Below are 18,400 nucleotides of genomic sequence, written 5' to 3'. Positions count from 1 at the left end.
GATTACGACTTTGCATGAAAATTTTATAAAATTCACACTTATGTAGCATTCCGTCAACAAAATCCACAAAAACTGCCCTTTGTCAAAAACTGGGCCGTTTTTTTTTTAGGCTAAATCGGCGTCTGCGCAAATGGCCCGCTATATGTATTTGTAACAGTAATTATTAACTAAGAAAATACATATGAAGCTGTACATAAAAAACATGGTTTGCATCCGTTGCAAAATGATTGTGAAGGAGGAGTTATCCAAACTTGGAATTGAATACACATCGGTGGAATTAGGTGAAGTGGAAATAAACACCCCGCTAACAAGTGAGTTGCACGATGAATTGAAGAAAAGACTTATGAATTATGGACTCGATTTGATAGATGATAAAAAACATGTGCTTATTCAACGCATTAAAAATTTAATTGTTGAAATGGTTCACTATGAGGATAAGCCGGTGGTTGTTAACTTCTCGGTTTATTTAAGTGAAAAGCTAAACCACGACTACACTTACATGGCTAATCTCTTTTCTGAAGTTCAGGGCACAACAATCGAAAAATTCATCATCTCACACAAAATTGAACGGGTGAAGGAATTACTTCTTTATAATGAACTAAACCTTACTGAGATTGCTTACCTCATGCATTACAGCAGTGTTGCTCATCTTTCATCCCAGTTCAGAAAAGTTACCGGTTTCACACCTTCGTACTTTAAACAGCTTAAAGGCGTACGCAGAAACATGCTCGAAGAAATTTAATTGTTGAACTATGGTTTTCTACATTCAACATGCTTTCAATGCATATAAAAAAGGGCTCTTGATGAAAGAGCCCTTTTTAATTAAGAAACAGTAATTGTTAATACCTGTTCTTAATAATTTGAAACGACAATTTTGGTGCTTGTTTGTTCTCCACTTTCCCTGCTGATAACTTTAAGCAAATACATACCACTTGTGAGCTTGTCAATTTCAAGGCTATTGTCTTCAACTCCTCTCCATTGTTTTACAAGCTTCCCGTACATATCAACCAGTATGATATCACGCACCAATTTGTTTTCACTGAATACAATCATCACACGGCCATTTGTACTAGGGTTAGGGTAAATGATCATTTTGTCGTCCTGCCCTTCACCACGAACAACCCTTGTGCCGCTTATATTGGTTTTTCCATCAAAATCTATTTGTTGAATACGGTACTGCGTAAGCCCTTTGCTGTTATTCATATCTGTAAATGAATAGCTCGTTGTTGAACTGCTGTTGCCTCCAATAGCTTTCGAAGGAATAAATGCAACTTGTTGCCATGCACCGTTGCCTGTTTTGCGTTGCAACACGAAACCTCTGTTATTTTCTTCTGTTGCAGTTTCCCATTTAACCAATACATCCGTTCTGTTGATGCGGTTAACATCAAACGAAAGAAAAGTTACCGGCAGAGGTCCACAAACTGTTGCGGGGAATAAAAACAATCTTGAAGCATTGGTAGCAGCTCCCGTTGTTTGTGTTACAAGCACAAATAAACTTTGCGAACTATTTTCTACCGGCACGGCACCGGTTAAAGCAATGCTTCCTGAACCTGCAAGGGTAAAGTTTGTGCTGCTTTGTATCAAGGTATCTGTACCAACGGTAAAGTAACCATCACCATTAACGTCTGCATAAACCCGGTAATATCCGCTAATGGCAGTTGAAGTATTATTTGTAAGAGAACCAGTGTAAGAATTAGCAAAGCAATTTACAAAACCAAAAGCTGATAAAAATCCCGCAGAAGAACGAATGCCGCAGTTAACACAATGTGCTCTTTGTGCAGAAGCTGCCTGGCTCGACCAGAGATCTGCAACAATTACTACAGGTGTGGTGCAAGCTACAGGTGAAGTGGCAACAACACCGTACAATGTTATGTTTGCTGATCCGTCAGCTAATACAACTTTACTGGCCCTGTCTATTGTTGTAAGGCTTACTGAACCATCTGGTGGATACGATGTTAGCACAACAGGTGATTCTCCTGTATTATCGAGGCCAATGTTAATAAATGCTTTCGCAAGGTCGGAAAATTTTGGTGCTGCAACGGATCCGCCGAGCGTACTTTGCCCGTTCTCACATTTGAAATAATTGGGATAGTCCTCTTGTAGCCACGCATGAATGAAAATAAATTTGTTGCCGTTATTGTCTGCGATGTTAAACGTAACATCAAACTTAACAGTGCAACTGGTGGCTGTTCCGCCAACAACTGAAATGTTTTGCACAAAGATGTCTGAAACTGTACATTGTGCGGAGGTGCTTTTACTGCCAATGACAAACGTAAATGCCAAGGCAAAAGAGAGTAAAAAAGTTTTCATGTGTTAAATGATTAAGATGAAGAATAGATTATTTCTCAAAGGAAATGGAGGTCTTCATCTAACACAATCGAACAATTGAAGTATAGTTTGGAGTATTGAATTTACAATACAAAGGTTACAATTTGAAGCACCTTATTTGTTACAGCTTTATGAATAATATTTATAATATTCACAGGTTCCTGTTGAGTACTAAATAAGGTCACTTTTTTTTGAGTTGAATTATTTTTGCGCTGTTACTTTCGCCCAATAGAAACCCGTAAGGCTTTAATGATTCGATACGGTCAAATACAAGTTTCAGTATCGCAATTAAGGGAATGGAAAGGAACATACCCGAGATACCCCATAATGCAGCGCCTGCAATAACACCCATTAACGACACCAATGCATTCAATTTTACTTTGGCGCCGATTATTCTTGGAACGATGAAGTTGTTATCAACAAACTGAATGAAGCTATACAGAACAGCCACATAAATTACGTACATCGGCTCTTTTGTCACCAATGCAATGATCATGAACAAGATCAATGCAATTAAGCCCCCGATATACGGGATGATGTTGAGTAAAGCTCCTGTAATTCCCAGAAGTAATGCATAATTAATACCCAAAGCAAACAAGCCGATAATGTTTAAAGCGGCAACAATAAGAAATTCAAAGAAAAGGCCAACGAGGTAATGCTGAATAATGGTTTTTGTTTCGCTTAAAAGCTCGGTTGTTTGTTCATGATTGGCGTTACCGGTAGCCTTACGTATAAACTGTAATAAATGAGGCTGGTAAAACAGGATCATAAAAATATACACCGGTATTAAGAAGATCATTGTTAACCCATTACCCATATTGGTCAGCGTAAAACCAATCAATGCATTGCTGCCGTTAAGTAGTTCGTCCTTTGATTGGGCAATCCAGTTGGTAATTTTTTCTACTTTAATATTGAATGCGGTTGAAACCCAGGTAATGGCGCTGGTTGAAAATTCGTTGAACTTATTGAGCAGTTGGGGAAAGGCATCTTTTAAATGTGTTGCCTGTGTAGACAGCAATAACATGAGTGAAGCAAACAGAAGTAAAACAATAAACAGTATGATGGTAATTGCAACTGCACGGTTAATGCGTCGCTTAACCAGGAATTGAACTGCCGGACTAAGGAGAACTGCAATGATGCCGGCAAATAAAATGGGAACAATGAGGTTGGCTGCAATGGAAAGTATACTTACAAGTATGTATACTCCCGCCAGTACAAAAAAAGCTTTTACATAAAACGGCAGTTTAAGAAACTGATTCATGATCCGGTTGCCGGTCAACAAGGTCCGGCTGTTGTTTTTTCTTCAATAGCTGCTTGCCAAACAACAGTATGGTGTTGCCGATGAGTTTGATTGTTTCGGGGTTTCTTGATACTACATTGCTGATGCCAAACAATACGGCATTACCTGCAATTTTCCGTACTAAGCCCGGCGATTTTCCTGCAACAAGCATTTTAGCAGCATAGCCTGCTGCCATGCCTGCTGAGGTATTCACAAGATTATCTTTCAACTCGCCTGATGAAGTAATCTCGGTAAAGATATTCTTCAACACATTTACCGGTTTCAGACTAAGTAGTGCCTCGTTAAATTCTTCCACCACAATCGCAGCGTCTTTTTTTCGCTTTTGTTCCGCCTTCTCTATAGCATCTATAAGATCTGCTTCTGTTATAATAATGCTCACGATTTATCCGGGTTGAGTGTTTGCTTAATAATAAAACGACCCACCGGGTTACGTAAAAATTTGGTGGCTGTAAAATGAAGAATAATTCCTGTCAGTAAATAAAAGGCAGATACATATATAAAGCCCAGGTATGGTTTGCCGAGTAGCTCACCCAGCCACATGGCAATACCAATGTTAAGCATAAATATAAACAGGTAAAGCGCTAACAACACAAACAGGTTGCCGGTAAAAGCAGTTGCTACAGGAATAAGCTTCTGTACAGCTTTGAGTTTGGTGAGTTCAAAACTTGTTTTACCATATTCCTCCACTTGCGTAAGCAAAACTTTTACGATGCCATCTGTTTGTTCCATTGTATGTAATTTCATGTTTCAGGTAATGCCGTTCATCACAATCATTAGCGCTTCCCTGTTTATGCGTTTGTATTTATGAGTTTTGTCTGGGCTGAATAGTAGCATGCAGTTGTTCTGCTTTATGTTTTCCTTTTTCAGCCAAGCGTTGAGCTTCGTCTTTAGCCGATTCAAATTTTTCCGTAATACTGCCCATAAATTCGTTGGCCTTGTCTCCCAAACCATCTACTAAATCTTTACTTCCTTTGGCAATGGCATTTCTGGTGGCAGATCCTTTATCTGGTGCGAATAAAATTCCTAACACTGCACCTACTGCTACACCAGCCAAAACGGCTGATACAATTTTTCCTGTACTCATATACTTGTTGTTTTATTAATATGATTAAAGGTCGTCTCCTTTAGAGGAAGATGTCTTACATCATTGGTCCATTTTGTTGTATCATTCACAGATTGTAATGTGTAAGATGTTTTTTCTGCAATTGCGTCCGCAACTTGTTTCGGTGCAATTTTTCGATTGTTAAGCGGGCCATCAGGTAACTCACAGTTGACTCTGCTCCCTGGTTCAGATTCACAGAATGCTCTTCAACACCATCGTAGCAACCACCAGTACAAGGATTATAAATAACCTGTTGTAAATGATTTGCTCCAAGAAACCAGTTAAAGGCAATATCAATTTTATCCCGGTAAGCCTGTTTCTTGAATACTTCGTAGAATTTAGTTAGTGCAAGAATGGTATAAGCCACATCAATAGGTTGTTCGCCGCCATTCTTTTGAAGTAGTATTTCTTTTCCTTTATGCATCCATGTTTGATTAGAAATTACTCTGATCTTTTCTTTGCCAAATAATTTACTTAGCAGAAAGTCAAATGATGTAACTGCTGTTTCTTTATATATGTCATCGCCGGTTGCAATCCATGCACAAAGCATTGCTTCAGGTAACACACTATTGGCATAGGTTAGGTAGCTTTCATACCAGCACCATTCTTCTTCCTGTTCATGCCGGTACATTTGCAGCAACCTGTTGCCCATTTCGGTAATCAACAGAATGTTTTCCGTGAGCTTTATTTTAAGTTGACGGTAATACAATCCTTTAACGATAAAGCCCATAGCACGGCTCGAATGTAAAGTGCGCAGGTACGGCATTGCTTTTTGAAAAATATGATTTGCCATACTGGTAAGTTGTACCGGTAACAACGGACGTAATGATATTAAATAGCCCAACGCCCAAATAGATCTTCCGTTGGCATCATCAAGATTAGTTTCGTAATTCTGAGCAGTGAATTTTTTTTCTGTATTTACATAGTTAAGGAAACTTCCATCAGCCTGCTGACAATAACCAATAAAGCGTAAATAGATATTGATGTAATTGATATCGGCTTTGTCTCTGGTTAAATCAAAATGCTGGCACATGGAAATTAACGCCCGGGCATTATCATCTACTGTATAGCCTGATTCAAGATCCGGGTGGTTGATCTTTGAAAACTGGATGATCCCAAATTCAGTTGTCATCTTTTTTAAATGACCAAGATGAACAGGTGGCACAACGTAACGCAGCGGCACATGATCATCAACAAGTTTTTTAAACAACGTTGCATGAGCAATGGCTGCATTTTCCCATGCAGTAAACGCCATACGGTGTAGTCCGTTTGATCCGATGGCATTTCTCAATGTTTCATTATTTAATAAACTATTTACTTCTTTAGCTAGCTGATCAGGCTGTTCAAAATCTATAATGATGCCCGCATCGTGTTTCAGCACTTCTCTTGCATGTGGGATAGGAGTGGAGATAACAGGGCAACCACAACTAATGGCATAAGAAAACGTTCCGCTCACTGCCTGGTTACGATCCTTTGATGTAAAAAGATAAATGTCGGTTAGTTGAAGGTATTCAAGTAAAAGGGGTAAAGGAAGGAATGAATTAATAAACTTTACATGATCATTAAGTTTCAATTCCTGCACCATTGATTGCAGCATTTCTCTGTAAGATTCACCCTCTTTTTTTGCAATGGATGGATGTGTTTTTCCAATGATTAAAAATAATACGGCAGGGTGTTGTTGCACAATGGATGGTAATGCACGTAAAGTAGTTTCAATATTTTTGCCTGAGCTGAGTAAGCCAAAGGTTGAAAGAATGGTACGGCCTGTTAAATTATATTTCTGTTTAAGTGTTGCTTTATGTTCATGTAATACAAGGTGTGTGCCATGTGGTATCACCGTTATTTTTTTCAGCGGAAGATGATAATCACCTAACAGAATCTTTTTTGATGACTTGGTCATAACAATTACCGAGGCTGCTAGCGCAGCGATTTGTTGCACTTGCTGCAATAGTTCTTTGCCCGGCAGCGGTAGTACTGTATGAAACACGATTGCAAATGGTTTACTCAGCGACTGCAGAAAGCGGAGGAATGCCGCTTCGTGTTGTTGAAAAAAGCCAAACTCATGCTGGATCAATATCATTTTTACTGCCTTGTCAGCTTCAATACTTTCACCTAATCTTAAAAAGGCTTCAGCGTCCTCGGTATTCAACACATATTTTATAGGTTCTGTGTAAACAGGTGTTTCAGTATTTGATTCAAGCGCACAAATGCTGAATTTAAACGAGTCTTCAAATTTATTCTCCAGTGCTTTTACAAGATCTTGTGAATAGGTAGCAATGCCGCACTCACGGGGCGGATAGGAAGTGATAAACAGAATTTCGGGTAATTGCTTAGTTCCACTCATTATTTGCAAATCATTTCCCAATGATGTTAATTGATCAACCGAGGTGGGAGAGGGAGTATGTATGAGATTGTTCATTGTTGTTTTAACTTTCTTTGGGTTAAATAATGCACAGTATCGAAAGCTTCTTTAAATGCAGTTAATAATAAATGCTTGGAGAGTATCCTGGTGGAATCCGTGCTGACTATAAGCATAGTTGTATGCGATTGTATCTTGATTGGGATAAGCAATTTCCTCCTCTTGTAAAGTTGATTAACAAGTAACAGTGTTAGTTATAAGCTTGCAGTATATAGTTATATGATTCACACCTGCAAAAAATTATGGGGCTGTGAAAACAGCCCCATAAATTAAACCTATAAACCAAAAGCTACGCCATAAAATATTAATAAGATGTCTTCAATTCAACTCTTCGGTTTTTTGCACGGCCAGCAGCAGTGTTATTATCTGCAATTGGCGTTGTTTCTCCAAAGCCTATAGCTTTTAAACGACTTTCTGCAATACCCTTTTCAATGAGATACGCTCTTACTGCATTTGCTCTTTTTTGCGAAAGCGTCATATTATATTCATCAGTTCCTTTACTATCAGTATGACCTTCAATAGTAAGAATAGAGTTTTCGTAAGTGCGAAGAATAGTTGCCAGTTCATCAAGCTCTGTAGTGGAAGCAACTTTTAACACGTCGCTGTTTGTTTCAAAAAATATCTTGCTGGCAATGCTTGTAATTTTCTGAATTACTTCAGGGGCAATTTCAGGACAACCTTTATTGGCAATTGTACCTTTTGCTGCCGGACAACGATCGTCAATATCAGCTACACCATCTCCATCTGTGTCAGGACAACCTTTTAAACTTGCTGGTCCTGCAGCATCAGGGCAACGATCTTCTTCATTTACAATTCCGTCTTTATCGTTATCAATTGCGCAACCTGTTTCGTTTACTTTATAACCTGTTTTTGTATCAGGACATTTATCGTCTATGTCAACAATACCATCTCCATCGGTATCAGGACAGCCTTTTAAAGCTGCAGTTCCTGCTACTTCCGGACAACGATCATCTGCATCAGTAATACCATCTGCATCTTTATCAGGACAACCGTTTAATGCAACAGTACCTGCAATGTCAGGACAGTTATCAAGATAGTTGGCTACGCCATCGGCATCAGTATCAACCGGGCAGCCATCTTTATCAACAGCAACCATAGCAGGTGTGTTGGCACATTTATCTAACCTGTCGGCTATGCCATCATTATCAGCATCTTTTTTCTTGCCGAAGTTGAACGTTAAGCCAGCAGAGTGAAACAAATATTTGTCGTTGTTATCCCCGGCATTAACACCATCTCTTCTATCTCTGTTAGAAAATAAAAACGTTTCCTGTATGTTTAAATTTACAGTTGGCCCTAAACGAAAGTTGATACCTGCACCAGTTGAAGGTGTTGCAAAATCCAGATTCTGCTGTGTGATCTCCAGACCTCTATCAAACACAATTGCACCGAATCCTCCAAATACGTATGGACGAACAGGAACGTTTGCATTAAGTAAATGAAACCGTAAGTTGACTGTTGCAGTACTAACATCACTTAGAAATCGACCTGATGGGCGATTGAAACCAATCTTTCCTTTGGTAGCTGTAAGATTGATGTCGAGATGTGAACCAAGGTAGCGAGATAATGATAACCCTCCGAAGCCATAGAAGGCCATGTCAGTTTTATAAAAGTCACTTCCAAGATCACCTCTATATTGACTTGCACCGCCATGTATGCCGATGTTCCATTTTTTATCAATGGTTTGCGTAAATACTATGTTTGCAAGAACGAGTAGCGAACACAGCAAAGTTATTTTTTTCATGTTGTATGATTATTGTTATACAAAGTTAAACTTGTACTTTTTGTGAAGCGTTACATAACAAGACGTATACGTTATAACATTCACACATAAACAAGTGATTTGTTATTGCGCATAAAAAAAGCGGGACATGTATCCCGCTTATCCACCTCTGTTGACCCGATCTAAATTATTTATTGTCTGTAAAAATATCACCGATTGCTTTTCCAAGTTCATCCATATCATGATTAAACTCTTCTTTAAATTTATCCCAATCAGTTTTATTTGTTTCGTAGTTTGTAATTTTTAATCGCAAATTTCTATTGCGTTCCTGGAGTGCTTCAATACGTTCTTCATAAATCTTGTCTAATACTTTTCCCGGCTTTTTCAATTTCACTCGTAATTCAGCAATACGTTTTTCATTTGCTTCAATTTTTTCTTCTGCATCGGCTTTAAAGGCTGCCCATTCTTCTGTAGTAGCTACTCGCACGGTTGTTTCTTTCTTTTCCTCGATAACAACTGTGTCTTTGTTGTCATTATCTGTAGTGCCATCTTCTGTGCTGTTATTGCAACTGAGCAGGGTAACACTGCCCACCAATGCAATAGCTGAAAATAAATAAACGAACTTTTTCATGTTGATTTTTTTTGATGAATAAACTGATTAACTTTTTAGTTCTCTTATAAGGTGGTTAAAGATATTTTTTATAAATAGCTGCCAGATGGCAATAAAAATTTATGTTTAATACTAACTTTTTTTTGTTGCGCCGGGCGACTGCAAAAATGATTTTATTTTGCCTGTTTATTTTATACCATTACTTGATAGTATTGTAAGATTCACACATTCATATCCTCGTACTTACTTATCCTTTCTTTTTTTGTTCAGCGGCTTTTTCCTCGGCAGCTTTTTTATCAGCAGCTTTTTTCGCTGCTGCTTTTTTCTTCCTGTTGAAATAACCTTTCAACAGAAAGCTTTCTTTCGCAGCTTCCATATTTTCACTTAACCCCTGGCTGCTTGTTTTCATATTCTGCATCGTCTGGCTCAGGTTATTGGCAATAGTAGGATCCTGTATCAATCGTCCCAATGTACCATTGCCATTGTTTACTTTGATCATTACCTCTGCAAGTTGTTCGGTAATAATTTCTGCATTGGCAGCTGATACTTGTAAACTCGCAATAACGTCTGCTGTTTCTATTGGTTCTTCTGATTCAAGCAGCTGACCTTCCTTTACAATTGGCGATTCACCACTTCCTTGTGAAATGATCACTAACTTATCGCCAATAATTCCATCGGAGGCAATGATGGCTTTACTATCTGCTTTAATAAATTTTTTTACACTGTTCTTAAGCACCATCTTCACCTTCACAATGGAGTCGTTAACGATTGTAATATCATCAACCGTGCCAATTGTAATACCCGAAAAGCGGATATTATTACCAACCTGCAACCCACTTACATTATTAAATGCGGCTGATAAAGTAAACACAGGCGTGAACATATTGTTCTTCTTTCCTATCACAAACAGTACAACTGCAAACAACAGAAGACTGCCGAGTATAAATAGGCCGAGTTTTATTTTATATGATTGAGATGTTGTGTCCATAATAAATTGTATTTCTTTTTATTGAAAAGAAAATGATTGAATGAATTCATCGGTTGATTGCTTAAACTCTTCCGGTTTTCCTTCTTTATACACAGCCCCATCTTTCAACATGATCATCCGGTTAGCAGTAAGCAAAGCACACTTGATATCATGTGTGATGATGATAGATGATGTTTTGTATTTTTTCTGAACATCGTTGATAAGAGTGCTGATCTCATCTGATGTGATCGGGTCAAGTCCGGTGGTGGGCTCATCATATAACATGATCAATGGATCTACCACAATCGTTCTTGCAAGGCTGATACGTTTGCGCATACCCCCGGAAAGTGCTGATGGCATTTTGTTCAATGCATCTACTAAGTCTACATTTTCCAATACTTCATGCACTTTAGCTGCAATCTCATTTTCAGTTAATCCTTTTTTTATTCTTCTTAACGGGAATTCAATGTTCTGTTTTACCGTCATCGAATCATACAACGCACCGCTCTGAAAAAGAAAGCCGATCTTTTGCCGTAGTTGATTTAACTCCTTTCGTTGCAAACTTGTTACATCCTGTTCAAGTATTGTAATGATGCCACTGTCAGGCTTTAATAATCCTACCAAACACTTTATTAATACAGATTTGCCAGAACCTGATTTTCCCAATACTACCAGGTTTTCACCGGAACCAAGTTGAAGCGTTACGTCTTTCAAAATCTCCTGGCTACCGAAAGATTTTTTCAGCTGCCTGATATCAATAACAGGATTTTCGACTCTTGATGTGAGCAGTGTTTCTGTTGTTTCCTGTTCTGCTACATTTTTCATGAGGTAATAAGATCAGTAATTTGTACAGCAATCATATCTACAATAAATACAAGCAACGAAGCCATTACAACAGCCGATGTTGCAGCAACTCCTACACTCTGTGTACCAGTGCCTGCATTATATCCTTTATAACAACCAACTAATCCAATAACCGCACCAAAGAAAAAAGTTTTGATCACAGCCGGCAACACATCAATCATTTCAACCGGTGCAAACGCCTGCGAAAAAAACAACACGAGTGATACATCGCCTTTAATGTTGGCACCTGCCCAACTACCGGCAATTCCACATGCATCGGCATAAATGGTTAGCAAGGGAATCATGATAGTTGCCGCCAAAACTCTTGTAACTAACAAATATTTAACCGGATTTATTGACGATACTTCCATTGCATCTATTTGCTCTGTTACTTTCATTGAACCAAGTTCGGCGCCCATGCCCGAACTGATTTTTCCTGCACAAATAAGAGCGGTAATTACAGGGCCCATTTCCCTGATAAGTGAAAGACTAACCATACTGGGTAACAATGTAACTGCACCAAAATCTACCAGCACTGGTCTTGATTGTATAGTTAACACAAGACCCATAATGGCTCCTGTAATAGATATCAATGGTAATGATTTGTAACCGATCTGGTAACACTGGCGGAGAAATTCTCTAAATTCAAAACCACCTGTAAAAGTTTCCCTTACAATGCGTCCTACAAAAAGAAAGACATCTGCAATGTCGGTTAAGAAGTTACCAGCATTTTTCGTATTTGCAATCGCTTTTTCACTTACAAGAACTGTTTGTCTGCTGGCGATCGTTTTTAGTTTACCTGCAGCTTTTAGTATAGCCATATTATTTATTGATTGATCATCAATACATCAGCAACAGGATTCATTTTTTCAGGAAATTGTTTGGCAATACCGTTGGCAAAAATTTCGGCCATCAGCAGAACTTCTGCGTGAGCTTTGTCGTACGCAATAATATCGGCGGGATAGTCTTTATTAATCCGGCAAATAGCCTGTGTTGTTGTAAATCGTAACTGATCTTTAATGATCAACTGTATTTTGTCTGTTGACCAGTAGCTGTTAATGTTGGCAAGAAATGAAGCAATAGCATCAGCATTTACATACCAGCGATCATTTGCTTCCTGAAGTTCAGTTGTCATTCCCTCTTTGGCAAATTTCATTACTTCAACAGAAATCGCTACATGTTCTTGCAATAGTTCTGCTAATTTATCACCGGCCACATCTCCATAATACGGTTTAATGGCATTGCCTATTTCAATTTTGTTTTGCTGTAATCTTTCAATTGCTTCTGTTGTTCCCGGTAATTCGTCCACAATGCACAACATCACGTTCCTGTTCCAGGCAACATGTTGTTCCCACAAATCGATCATTTGGGCATTTAATTCCACATCTCCGTTAAAAGTTGAGGCAGAATGAGCAATCGTGTTTTCTTTTGATTCGGGATTTCCTTTAACTGCAGTGTAGCCAAAAAGAAAAATAACCAGTAGTACCTGTAAAAGAGTAGAGATTTTGTCTCTTGAAATGCGTTTCATGTGTCTAAGAATGTTAGTGGTGGGAAAAGCTGACTTCTCCCTTTGCAGGTTAATGCAAATTGAACAATTTTGTTTACGATGTTATGGCAAGAGCGTTTGTTCGCCATCCCATGCAAACATTTGCAAGAGGACAGTTTTGTTTTTGTAGGAAGAGGATAGGTGTGGCTTTTTCAAAGGACGATGATCAGGAGAACCCGTAAATGATTGTTGACACAAATTATGCCAAGCCATACGGAGTAGTAAAGATGGCTAAATTCTGATTTGGTACCGTTATAAGCTTGCAATTAAAGCTTATATCATTCACACATTTACGGAGCCGGGCATACGAACCTGGCTGTTTAGGGGTAATAAGTTTAATTTCAGGGTTGGCCAAAACTTAATACAAAATTCATAAAAACCTGCAAAAAAGTTCTCAACTTTAAATAAACCATTTTTATGAATTGGCCCATTATTATAGGAGTAGGACTTTTATTGATCGCATTAGTTGTTTTCCTGATTCGCAGGAATATGAAAGATGAAGAAGAATTTGAGCACCAGGTGAATGAAGATTTTCACAAGTCGAAAGAGGAAGAGGGTGATGTGAGGATAGATGAAGAAATAAAGTGATCACTTCTCTGCTGAAGGAAATATTTTACTTCTTCATATCTGTAAGCGATTGCATGAAAGCGATTAGTTGTGTTTTTTCCTGCCTGCTTAAATTTAATGGGTCTGCGGGCAGAGTTTGATTGTTAACCTCGAGTCCCATTCCTGCGCCACCTCCTTTATTATAAAATTCAACAACTTCTTCTAACGTACTATAAACGCCATTGTGCATGTAAGGTGCAGTAAGTGAAATGTTACGAACCGTTGCGGTTTTAAATGAACGGAATAGTTGCGGCATTTGATGCTGATTAAAACGTCCTTTGTCTGAATCGATTATTTTACCCGATGCCTGTGATGGTGTACCCAGTACTTCGCTTTCTGTTTTTGTGAATGAAGGTGGAACGGTTCCATTAAACAATGGGAGAAAATGACAGGTGCCGCATTTTGCTTTACCTAAAAAAAGATTCATACCACTGATCTCATCTTTATTCAACTGACTTGCATCTCCATTCATATAGAGGTCGAAACGTGAATTGAAAACTGCCAGTGAACGGATATAGCTGGCCAATGCATTCTGTATTTGCCATGCTTTAATTGAATCAGTTGACTTGAATGCTTTTGTAAATAATTCCTTATACGTTAGTTGCTGCTGCAATTTTAAAGCTGCATCTTTTAGTGAACCATGCATTTCATCTTTATTCGAAATTACATCAGCCGTTTGCGATTCAAGATCGGGCCTGCGCATATCCCAAAACTGACCATGTTGTAAAGAAGCATAGTTGAGTGATGCGGCATTTCGTTTAATAAAACCTCCATTGAGCGATACGCTTGTAACAAGCCCATCCGTAAAACCTTTTTCAGGCGAATGGCAGCTTCCACAATTACGTTTATTATTGATCGAAAGAACAGGATCATAAAACAATCGCTCTCCTAATTTTACTTTATCGCTGTTGCTTTTATATTCTGGGGAAGGAATAAATGTATTTACATCAAAACCGTTGGTTGCAAACAGGGTAGGTGCGTTACTTCGGAAATGTCGCCCATCATTAATGAAAGGGATTTTTGCTTCTATCTGAAAGTTATATAATGAAATGCTGATAGGATTTAGATGTTTCGTGATGAACACGGCACGGTTAAATGTTTCGAAATTATTTTGTTGTTGGCAAAAATCAATTGCATCGTTTAGTTGTATTCTTAGGGTAGTAGTTACTTTTTCATTATTATGTACGACTATTCTTTGAAAGAGTTTGAAATAATGATCGACAGATTTTAGACTCCAAACTGCTTCTTCAATTCCATTCAAAGCAATCGGGTTATCAAAACCTGTAATACCTAAAGCTGTAATTCGATGAATTTCTAAACGTAATGCATCCATCACCTGTGCTTCTGTAAAGTTGATGGCGCTGAAATGCTTTTTCATACGTTCACAAGTACTTTGCAAAATTTTGCATTGGCGTACAAGTTCGGCACGGTTACTTGTATGGAAGGAAGGACAGATCAATTCTTCTATCACCTGGAAGCCTTCCGGCTCGAAAGCAGTATTCTCTTCAATTTCCAATTCATCTAATGCTGGCCCGTTTACAAATCTTGCAGTTGTAGGCATAAAATATTCTACGGCCCATTCAACTTGTTTGTAAGTATTTCTTGCTTTGGAAAATTGAGCCTGTAGCAATGAACTATTGTTGCTGTTTGCAGCAACTGGTTGCAAACTGTCCTTAATGAACAGTTGCAGTAGTTCAATTTCTTTTACAACATCATCTTTTACAACATTTATAATAGGAGCAGATTTGTTACAGAATTGGAACGTTGTAAAGAAGCCTGCAATAAAAAGTGTAAATCCTAATGAATTCGTTTTCATTTTTTGAAACCTTAGTCAAAATAAGAAAGGGAACTCCTGAATAAACAGAAGTTCCCGATGTTTCCCCTGGTGTAATTATCTTGGTACGTTGCGGAGAATAATTGTTTGTCCGCCTTCACGGTTTAAGTTCAATCCACTTCCATCCGGGTTAAAAAATTTATTTTCCTGCCATGTGTGCGGATGAATGTTTGCAAGGAATGTTCCAGGTACACCAATGATATCAGAGATATCCCACATTGCACCCCATTCCCAGCTACCAAAGCGATTATTGTTGACAGTATTGTATTTGCTGTTCCATGCTGCATCTGTTCTGTTATGCTTCATGTTCAGGAACGCTTTGTTTTGCTTGGTTTTGATATCGTACTGCCAAACATAGGAATCATGTTTAGCGCCGGGGTAATAAGAATCACCATCTTCCTGAATGTAAACATAGTTTTCTGTAGCGCATACGTTATCTGGATTAATAATGCCTGTGCCCGGAGTGAGATCGCCATCAACCAATACTTCCAGTTTACCTTTTGTAGGATCGCCGGCTTGCATAGTTAATTTGTACAAACGTCCCCACATGGTATAACCCGGTTGATTTGTTTCACCATCAGGAGATTGCCCTGTTGCTACAAAATAGATATCACGGTTATTTGATGGATTGCCTTTGCCATAATCAACATCTTCAACCCTTGAAAAACGGATGGCACCTAAAGCATTTGCCTGTGTATTAATTTGTGCACCGCTGATGTTTTTTGCATTTGGTATTTCAACAAATTCTACGTCATATGAATTGCCAACAGTCATATCAAGCTCAACCTGGTTTCCATCTTTACGTTTCAATGCGAAGAAGCTGCCATTATTTAAATCACCTACGGTGTTACTCATGTACATTGCTAACTGACCTGCACTAAGATGGCTGCTGCTATAACTTTGATCTTCACCAATCATGATCACTGTTTTGCCGGGATAGGCAATCTTGGTAAGTGGTACCGCATTTTCCATACTTGCTTTGCCAAGTGCAGGTAATACACGATCAGTACGTGCTTTGTCACCAACAAGACTTCCTGGATGTATACCATGTACCATACTTTCCTGTCCGCTTTCACCTGCAGTTAAAAACAAAGGCCCAAAACCATGTTCCTGCGGTGTGGCCATTGTTGCAGAGCATAAACGCCATACACCACCAATTGCATCAACAATGTATTCACCTTTTGTAGGCTTTAATGTTTTGTCGAGAAAAACTCTTGATACAGATCTGATGATCTCATGATTAGTGATGAGCACATAACCATCACTGTTAGGATCTTTTAATAATCCTGCACCATCGGGCTGTGCTCCATAAATAAATCCGGGAGAGTTCGGTAACACATCGTCACTGCTGATAAGTGTATAAATGCCCACATTGTTAAACCCCGGCATTGTAAATGCAAGTGCTGGGTTTACTGATTTGTTGGCGAATTCAATGTCGTTGTTGTAAAATTTTTTGTTCTCGCTTTTGTCGCAGGCTGTAAGCAACAGGCCCGCAACAGCAACAGATGCCAGTGATAATGAACGAAGCATAATGGTAAGTTTTGTTGCCGCAAATATGAAGGTGCAGTGTTTCCAAATTGTTATTGCTACATGAAGAAGACGTTAGCAAATTGTTATGTGAACTGTCATTTTTATCTTGCTTTAGTGCAACTAAAAAGCCATCAATAGATGTTTTTTCTTTTTCTTTACAGTTCATGGATATACTCTCATTGTATTCACTTTCATACTGGGCATTTATTCTATTGGCTGCTTTTGCTATTGGGTTAGCTAAAGGCGGGTTGAAAGGTGTTGATATGTTAGCAGTTACAATCATGGCCCTTGTTTTTGGAGGGAAATCATCAACCGGTATCGTTTTGCCCCTTTTATGCTTTGCAGATATTGGGGCGGTGTCGTATTACAACCGACATGCACAATGGAAACATTTTTGGAAGTTGATTCCATGGATGATCATTGGTATTTTGCTGGGTGTGTTTTTAGGAAAGGATATGGATGAGATCGTATTTCGAAAAGTAATGGCGGTTATCATCGTTATTACCATTGCCATTGTGTTAAGGATGGAATTTCGCAAATCAACAGCGGTACCACAGCATCCATTATTTGCTACCGGAACAGGATTAGCTGCAGGCTTTACCACCATGATCGGCAATCTTGCTGGTGCGTTTGCTAATCTCTACTTTCTTGCTATGCGTTTACCAAAGAATGATTTTATTGGTACAGCTGCATGGATATTTTTAGTGATGAATTTATTTAAACTTCCATTCCAGGTGTTTTATTGGAAGAACATAAATGTACAAACACTGCAAACCGATCTTGTATTACTGCCCGCATTGGTGCTTGGTTTTTTCCTTGGTATCCGCTTAACAGAGAGAATAAGGGATATGCATTATCGCAAGATGGTGCTGCTGCTAACGTTGGCAGGTTCCGTATTAATGTTGTTGAAGAGGTAAAGCAGGTATTTACCAAGTCGGCTGTAATATTTTTTACCGGAGCCATCCATCAATCACATCCCCAAGATCACTAATGCCAAGGGTGAACCAGAAAATAAAAAGAGCCAGAACAATTTTTACTGCAAATGGAATGGTGAAACCCAATTTGTTCTTCAAAAAATCATTTACCGGAGGGACAAAAAGCAACGACAAAACCAAGCCTACAATTCCCGGAACAGGATGTATCAGTATAAGATTTAGTAGTCCTATTGTAAAAACGAGCAGACCTAATATCCAACTTGTAATGTACTGTGTTGAAAGTTTTATTTGCATCATAATGGTTTAATTAAAGAGATTTCATCATCATTTCAATCTTATCGAACAATTCGCCCACGCCTAAAGATGCCCAGATAACAAAAAATGCAAGACCTGTTTTTATTAGTCCCATTTTCGGAATAGTGTAACCAGTAAGCTTCTTGAGAAGTTCATTAACGGGTAAAAAATAAACGAGGGAGATAAGTAGAATAAAAATTCCGAAAGCAGTATCGTTTCCCCAAAATGTATTCACAATCCCGATTGCAAAAACAATTACGCCAAAGATCCAGCTGATGATATTTCCAATATTTAGTTTGTAGGTCATACAGAAAAGTTTAATTTTAAAAAGCACTTTGAAATACA

Annotated in this window: 19 protein-coding genes; 3 read left to right on the top strand and 16 right to left on the bottom strand. The window is 38.5% G+C overall.

The window, feature by feature from the left end:
* The first annotated feature begins 181 nt into the window (after window positions 1-181).
* On the top strand, window positions 182-742 hold the full coding sequence (locus tag WG954_RS20380) for a helix-turn-helix domain-containing protein (protein ID WP_340438862.1): 561 nt from the start codon (window positions 182-184) through the stop codon (window positions 740-742).
* A 110-nt stretch (window positions 743-852) separates the two neighbouring features.
* On the opposite strand, the gene WG954_RS20375 is transcribed toward WG954_RS20380, so the two are convergent.
* From WG954_RS20375 to WG954_RS20320, 12 genes are all read right to left on the bottom strand, one after another.
* Window positions 853-2,310 carry a T9SS type A sorting domain-containing protein gene (locus tag WG954_RS20375; protein ID WP_340438861.1) on the bottom strand — a complete coding sequence of 486 codons (1,458 nt, stop codon included), beginning with the start codon at window positions 2,308-2,310 and terminating at the stop codon, window positions 853-855.
* A 199-nt stretch (window positions 2,311-2,509) separates the two neighbouring features.
* Window positions 2,510-3,589 carry an AI-2E family transporter gene (locus WG954_RS20370; protein ID WP_340438860.1) on the bottom strand — a complete coding sequence of 360 codons (1,080 nt, stop codon included), beginning with the start codon at window positions 3,587-3,589 and terminating at the stop codon, window positions 2,510-2,512.
* Window positions 3,573-4,007 (bottom strand): hypothetical protein, encoded by a 435-nt coding sequence (locus WG954_RS20365; protein ID WP_340438859.1) that lies wholly within the window; start codon window positions 4,005-4,007, stop codon window positions 3,573-3,575. The genes WG954_RS20370 and WG954_RS20365 overlap by 17 nt, the downstream gene beginning before the upstream one ends.
* Window positions 4,004-4,372, bottom strand: a complete 369-nt coding sequence (locus WG954_RS20360; protein ID WP_340438858.1) for a hypothetical protein — start codon at window positions 4,370-4,372, stop codon at window positions 4,004-4,006. Before WG954_RS20360 ends, WG954_RS20365 begins: the two co-directional genes overlap by 4 nt.
* A 58-nt stretch (window positions 4,373-4,430) precedes the next feature.
* Window positions 4,431-4,712: a YtxH domain-containing protein gene (locus WG954_RS20355; protein WP_340438857.1), complete on the bottom strand. Its 282-nt coding sequence runs from the start codon at window positions 4,710-4,712 to the stop codon at window positions 4,431-4,433.
* Between the two features lie 85 nt (window positions 4,713-4,797).
* Entirely contained in the window at window positions 4,798-7,149 is a 2,352-nt protein-coding gene (locus tag WG954_RS20350; protein WP_340438856.1) for a glycosyltransferase, read from the bottom strand.
* 304 nt (window positions 7,150-7,453) lie between these two features.
* A complete protein-coding gene (locus WG954_RS20345; RefSeq protein WP_340438855.1) occupies window positions 7,454-8,911 on the bottom strand; it encodes an OmpA family protein in 1,458 nt (485 codons plus the stop codon).
* A gap of 166 nt (window positions 8,912-9,077) precedes the next feature.
* A complete protein-coding gene (locus WG954_RS20340) occupies window positions 9,078-9,521 on the bottom strand; it encodes a hypothetical protein (RefSeq protein ID WP_340438853.1) in 444 nt (147 codons plus the stop codon).
* A gap of 226 nt (window positions 9,522-9,747) precedes the next feature.
* Window positions 9,748-10,488: an MlaD family protein gene (locus tag WG954_RS20335; protein WP_340438852.1), complete on the bottom strand. Its 741-nt coding sequence runs from the start codon at window positions 10,486-10,488 to the stop codon at window positions 9,748-9,750.
* Window positions 10,489-10,506: 18 nt separating this feature from the next.
* Complete coding sequence (locus WG954_RS20330; protein WP_340438851.1) at window positions 10,507-11,292, bottom strand: ABC transporter ATP-binding protein; 786 nt, start codon at window positions 11,290-11,292, stop codon at window positions 10,507-10,509.
* The gene (locus WG954_RS20325; protein ID WP_340438850.1) at window positions 11,289-12,131 is read right to left on the bottom strand and encodes an MlaE family ABC transporter permease; all 843 of its coding nucleotides are present in this window, start codon (window positions 12,129-12,131) and stop codon (window positions 11,289-11,291) included. The genes WG954_RS20330 and WG954_RS20325 overlap by 4 nt, the downstream gene beginning before the upstream one ends.
* 5 nt (window positions 12,132-12,136) lie before the next feature.
* On the bottom strand, window positions 12,137-12,838 hold the full coding sequence (locus WG954_RS20320; RefSeq protein WP_340438849.1) for a hypothetical protein: 702 nt from the start codon (window positions 12,836-12,838) through the stop codon (window positions 12,137-12,139).
* A gap of 435 nt (window positions 12,839-13,273) precedes the next feature.
* Here WG954_RS20320 and WG954_RS20315 point away from each other — a divergent pair, with 435 nt between their 5' ends.
* Window positions 13,274-13,444, top strand: a complete 171-nt coding sequence (locus tag WG954_RS20315; protein WP_340438847.1) for a tripartite tricarboxylate transporter TctB family protein — start codon at window positions 13,274-13,276, stop codon at window positions 13,442-13,444.
* 25 nt (window positions 13,445-13,469) lie between these two features.
* Here the strand turns inward: WG954_RS20315 and WG954_RS20310 are convergent, their stop codons facing one another.
* Both WG954_RS20310 and WG954_RS20305 read right to left on the bottom strand, forming a co-directional pair.
* On the bottom strand, window positions 13,470-15,278 hold the full coding sequence (locus WG954_RS20310; protein WP_340438846.1) for a cytochrome-c peroxidase: 1,809 nt from the start codon (window positions 15,276-15,278) through the stop codon (window positions 13,470-13,472).
* Between the two features lie 75 nt (window positions 15,279-15,353).
* Window positions 15,354-16,826: a PhoX family protein gene (locus WG954_RS20305; RefSeq protein ID WP_340438845.1), complete on the bottom strand. Its 1,473-nt coding sequence runs from the start codon at window positions 16,824-16,826 to the stop codon at window positions 15,354-15,356.
* A 164-nt stretch (window positions 16,827-16,990) separates the two neighbouring features.
* Here WG954_RS20305 and WG954_RS20300 point away from each other — a divergent pair, with 164 nt between their 5' ends.
* Entirely contained in the window at window positions 16,991-17,743 is a 753-nt protein-coding gene (locus WG954_RS20300; RefSeq protein WP_340438843.1) for a sulfite exporter TauE/SafE family protein, read from the top strand.
* Between the two features lie 33 nt (window positions 17,744-17,776).
* Here WG954_RS20300 and WG954_RS20295 read toward each other — a convergent pair whose 3' ends face one another.
* Window positions 17,777-18,058 carry a hypothetical protein gene (locus WG954_RS20295; protein WP_340438842.1) on the bottom strand — a complete coding sequence of 94 codons (282 nt, stop codon included), beginning with the start codon at window positions 18,056-18,058 and terminating at the stop codon, window positions 17,777-17,779.
* Window positions 18,059-18,068: 10 nt separating this feature from the next.
* On the bottom strand, window positions 18,069-18,362 hold the full coding sequence (locus WG954_RS20290) for a hypothetical protein (protein ID WP_340438841.1): 294 nt from the start codon (window positions 18,360-18,362) through the stop codon (window positions 18,069-18,071).
* Window positions 18,363-18,400: the final 38 nt, after the last annotated feature.

Source organism: Lacibacter sp. H375 (genome assembly GCF_037892425.1).
Classification (GTDB): Bacteria; Bacteroidota; Bacteroidia; order Chitinophagales; family Chitinophagaceae; genus Lacibacter.
This window is presented reverse-complemented; position numbering and strand designations above follow the sequence as displayed.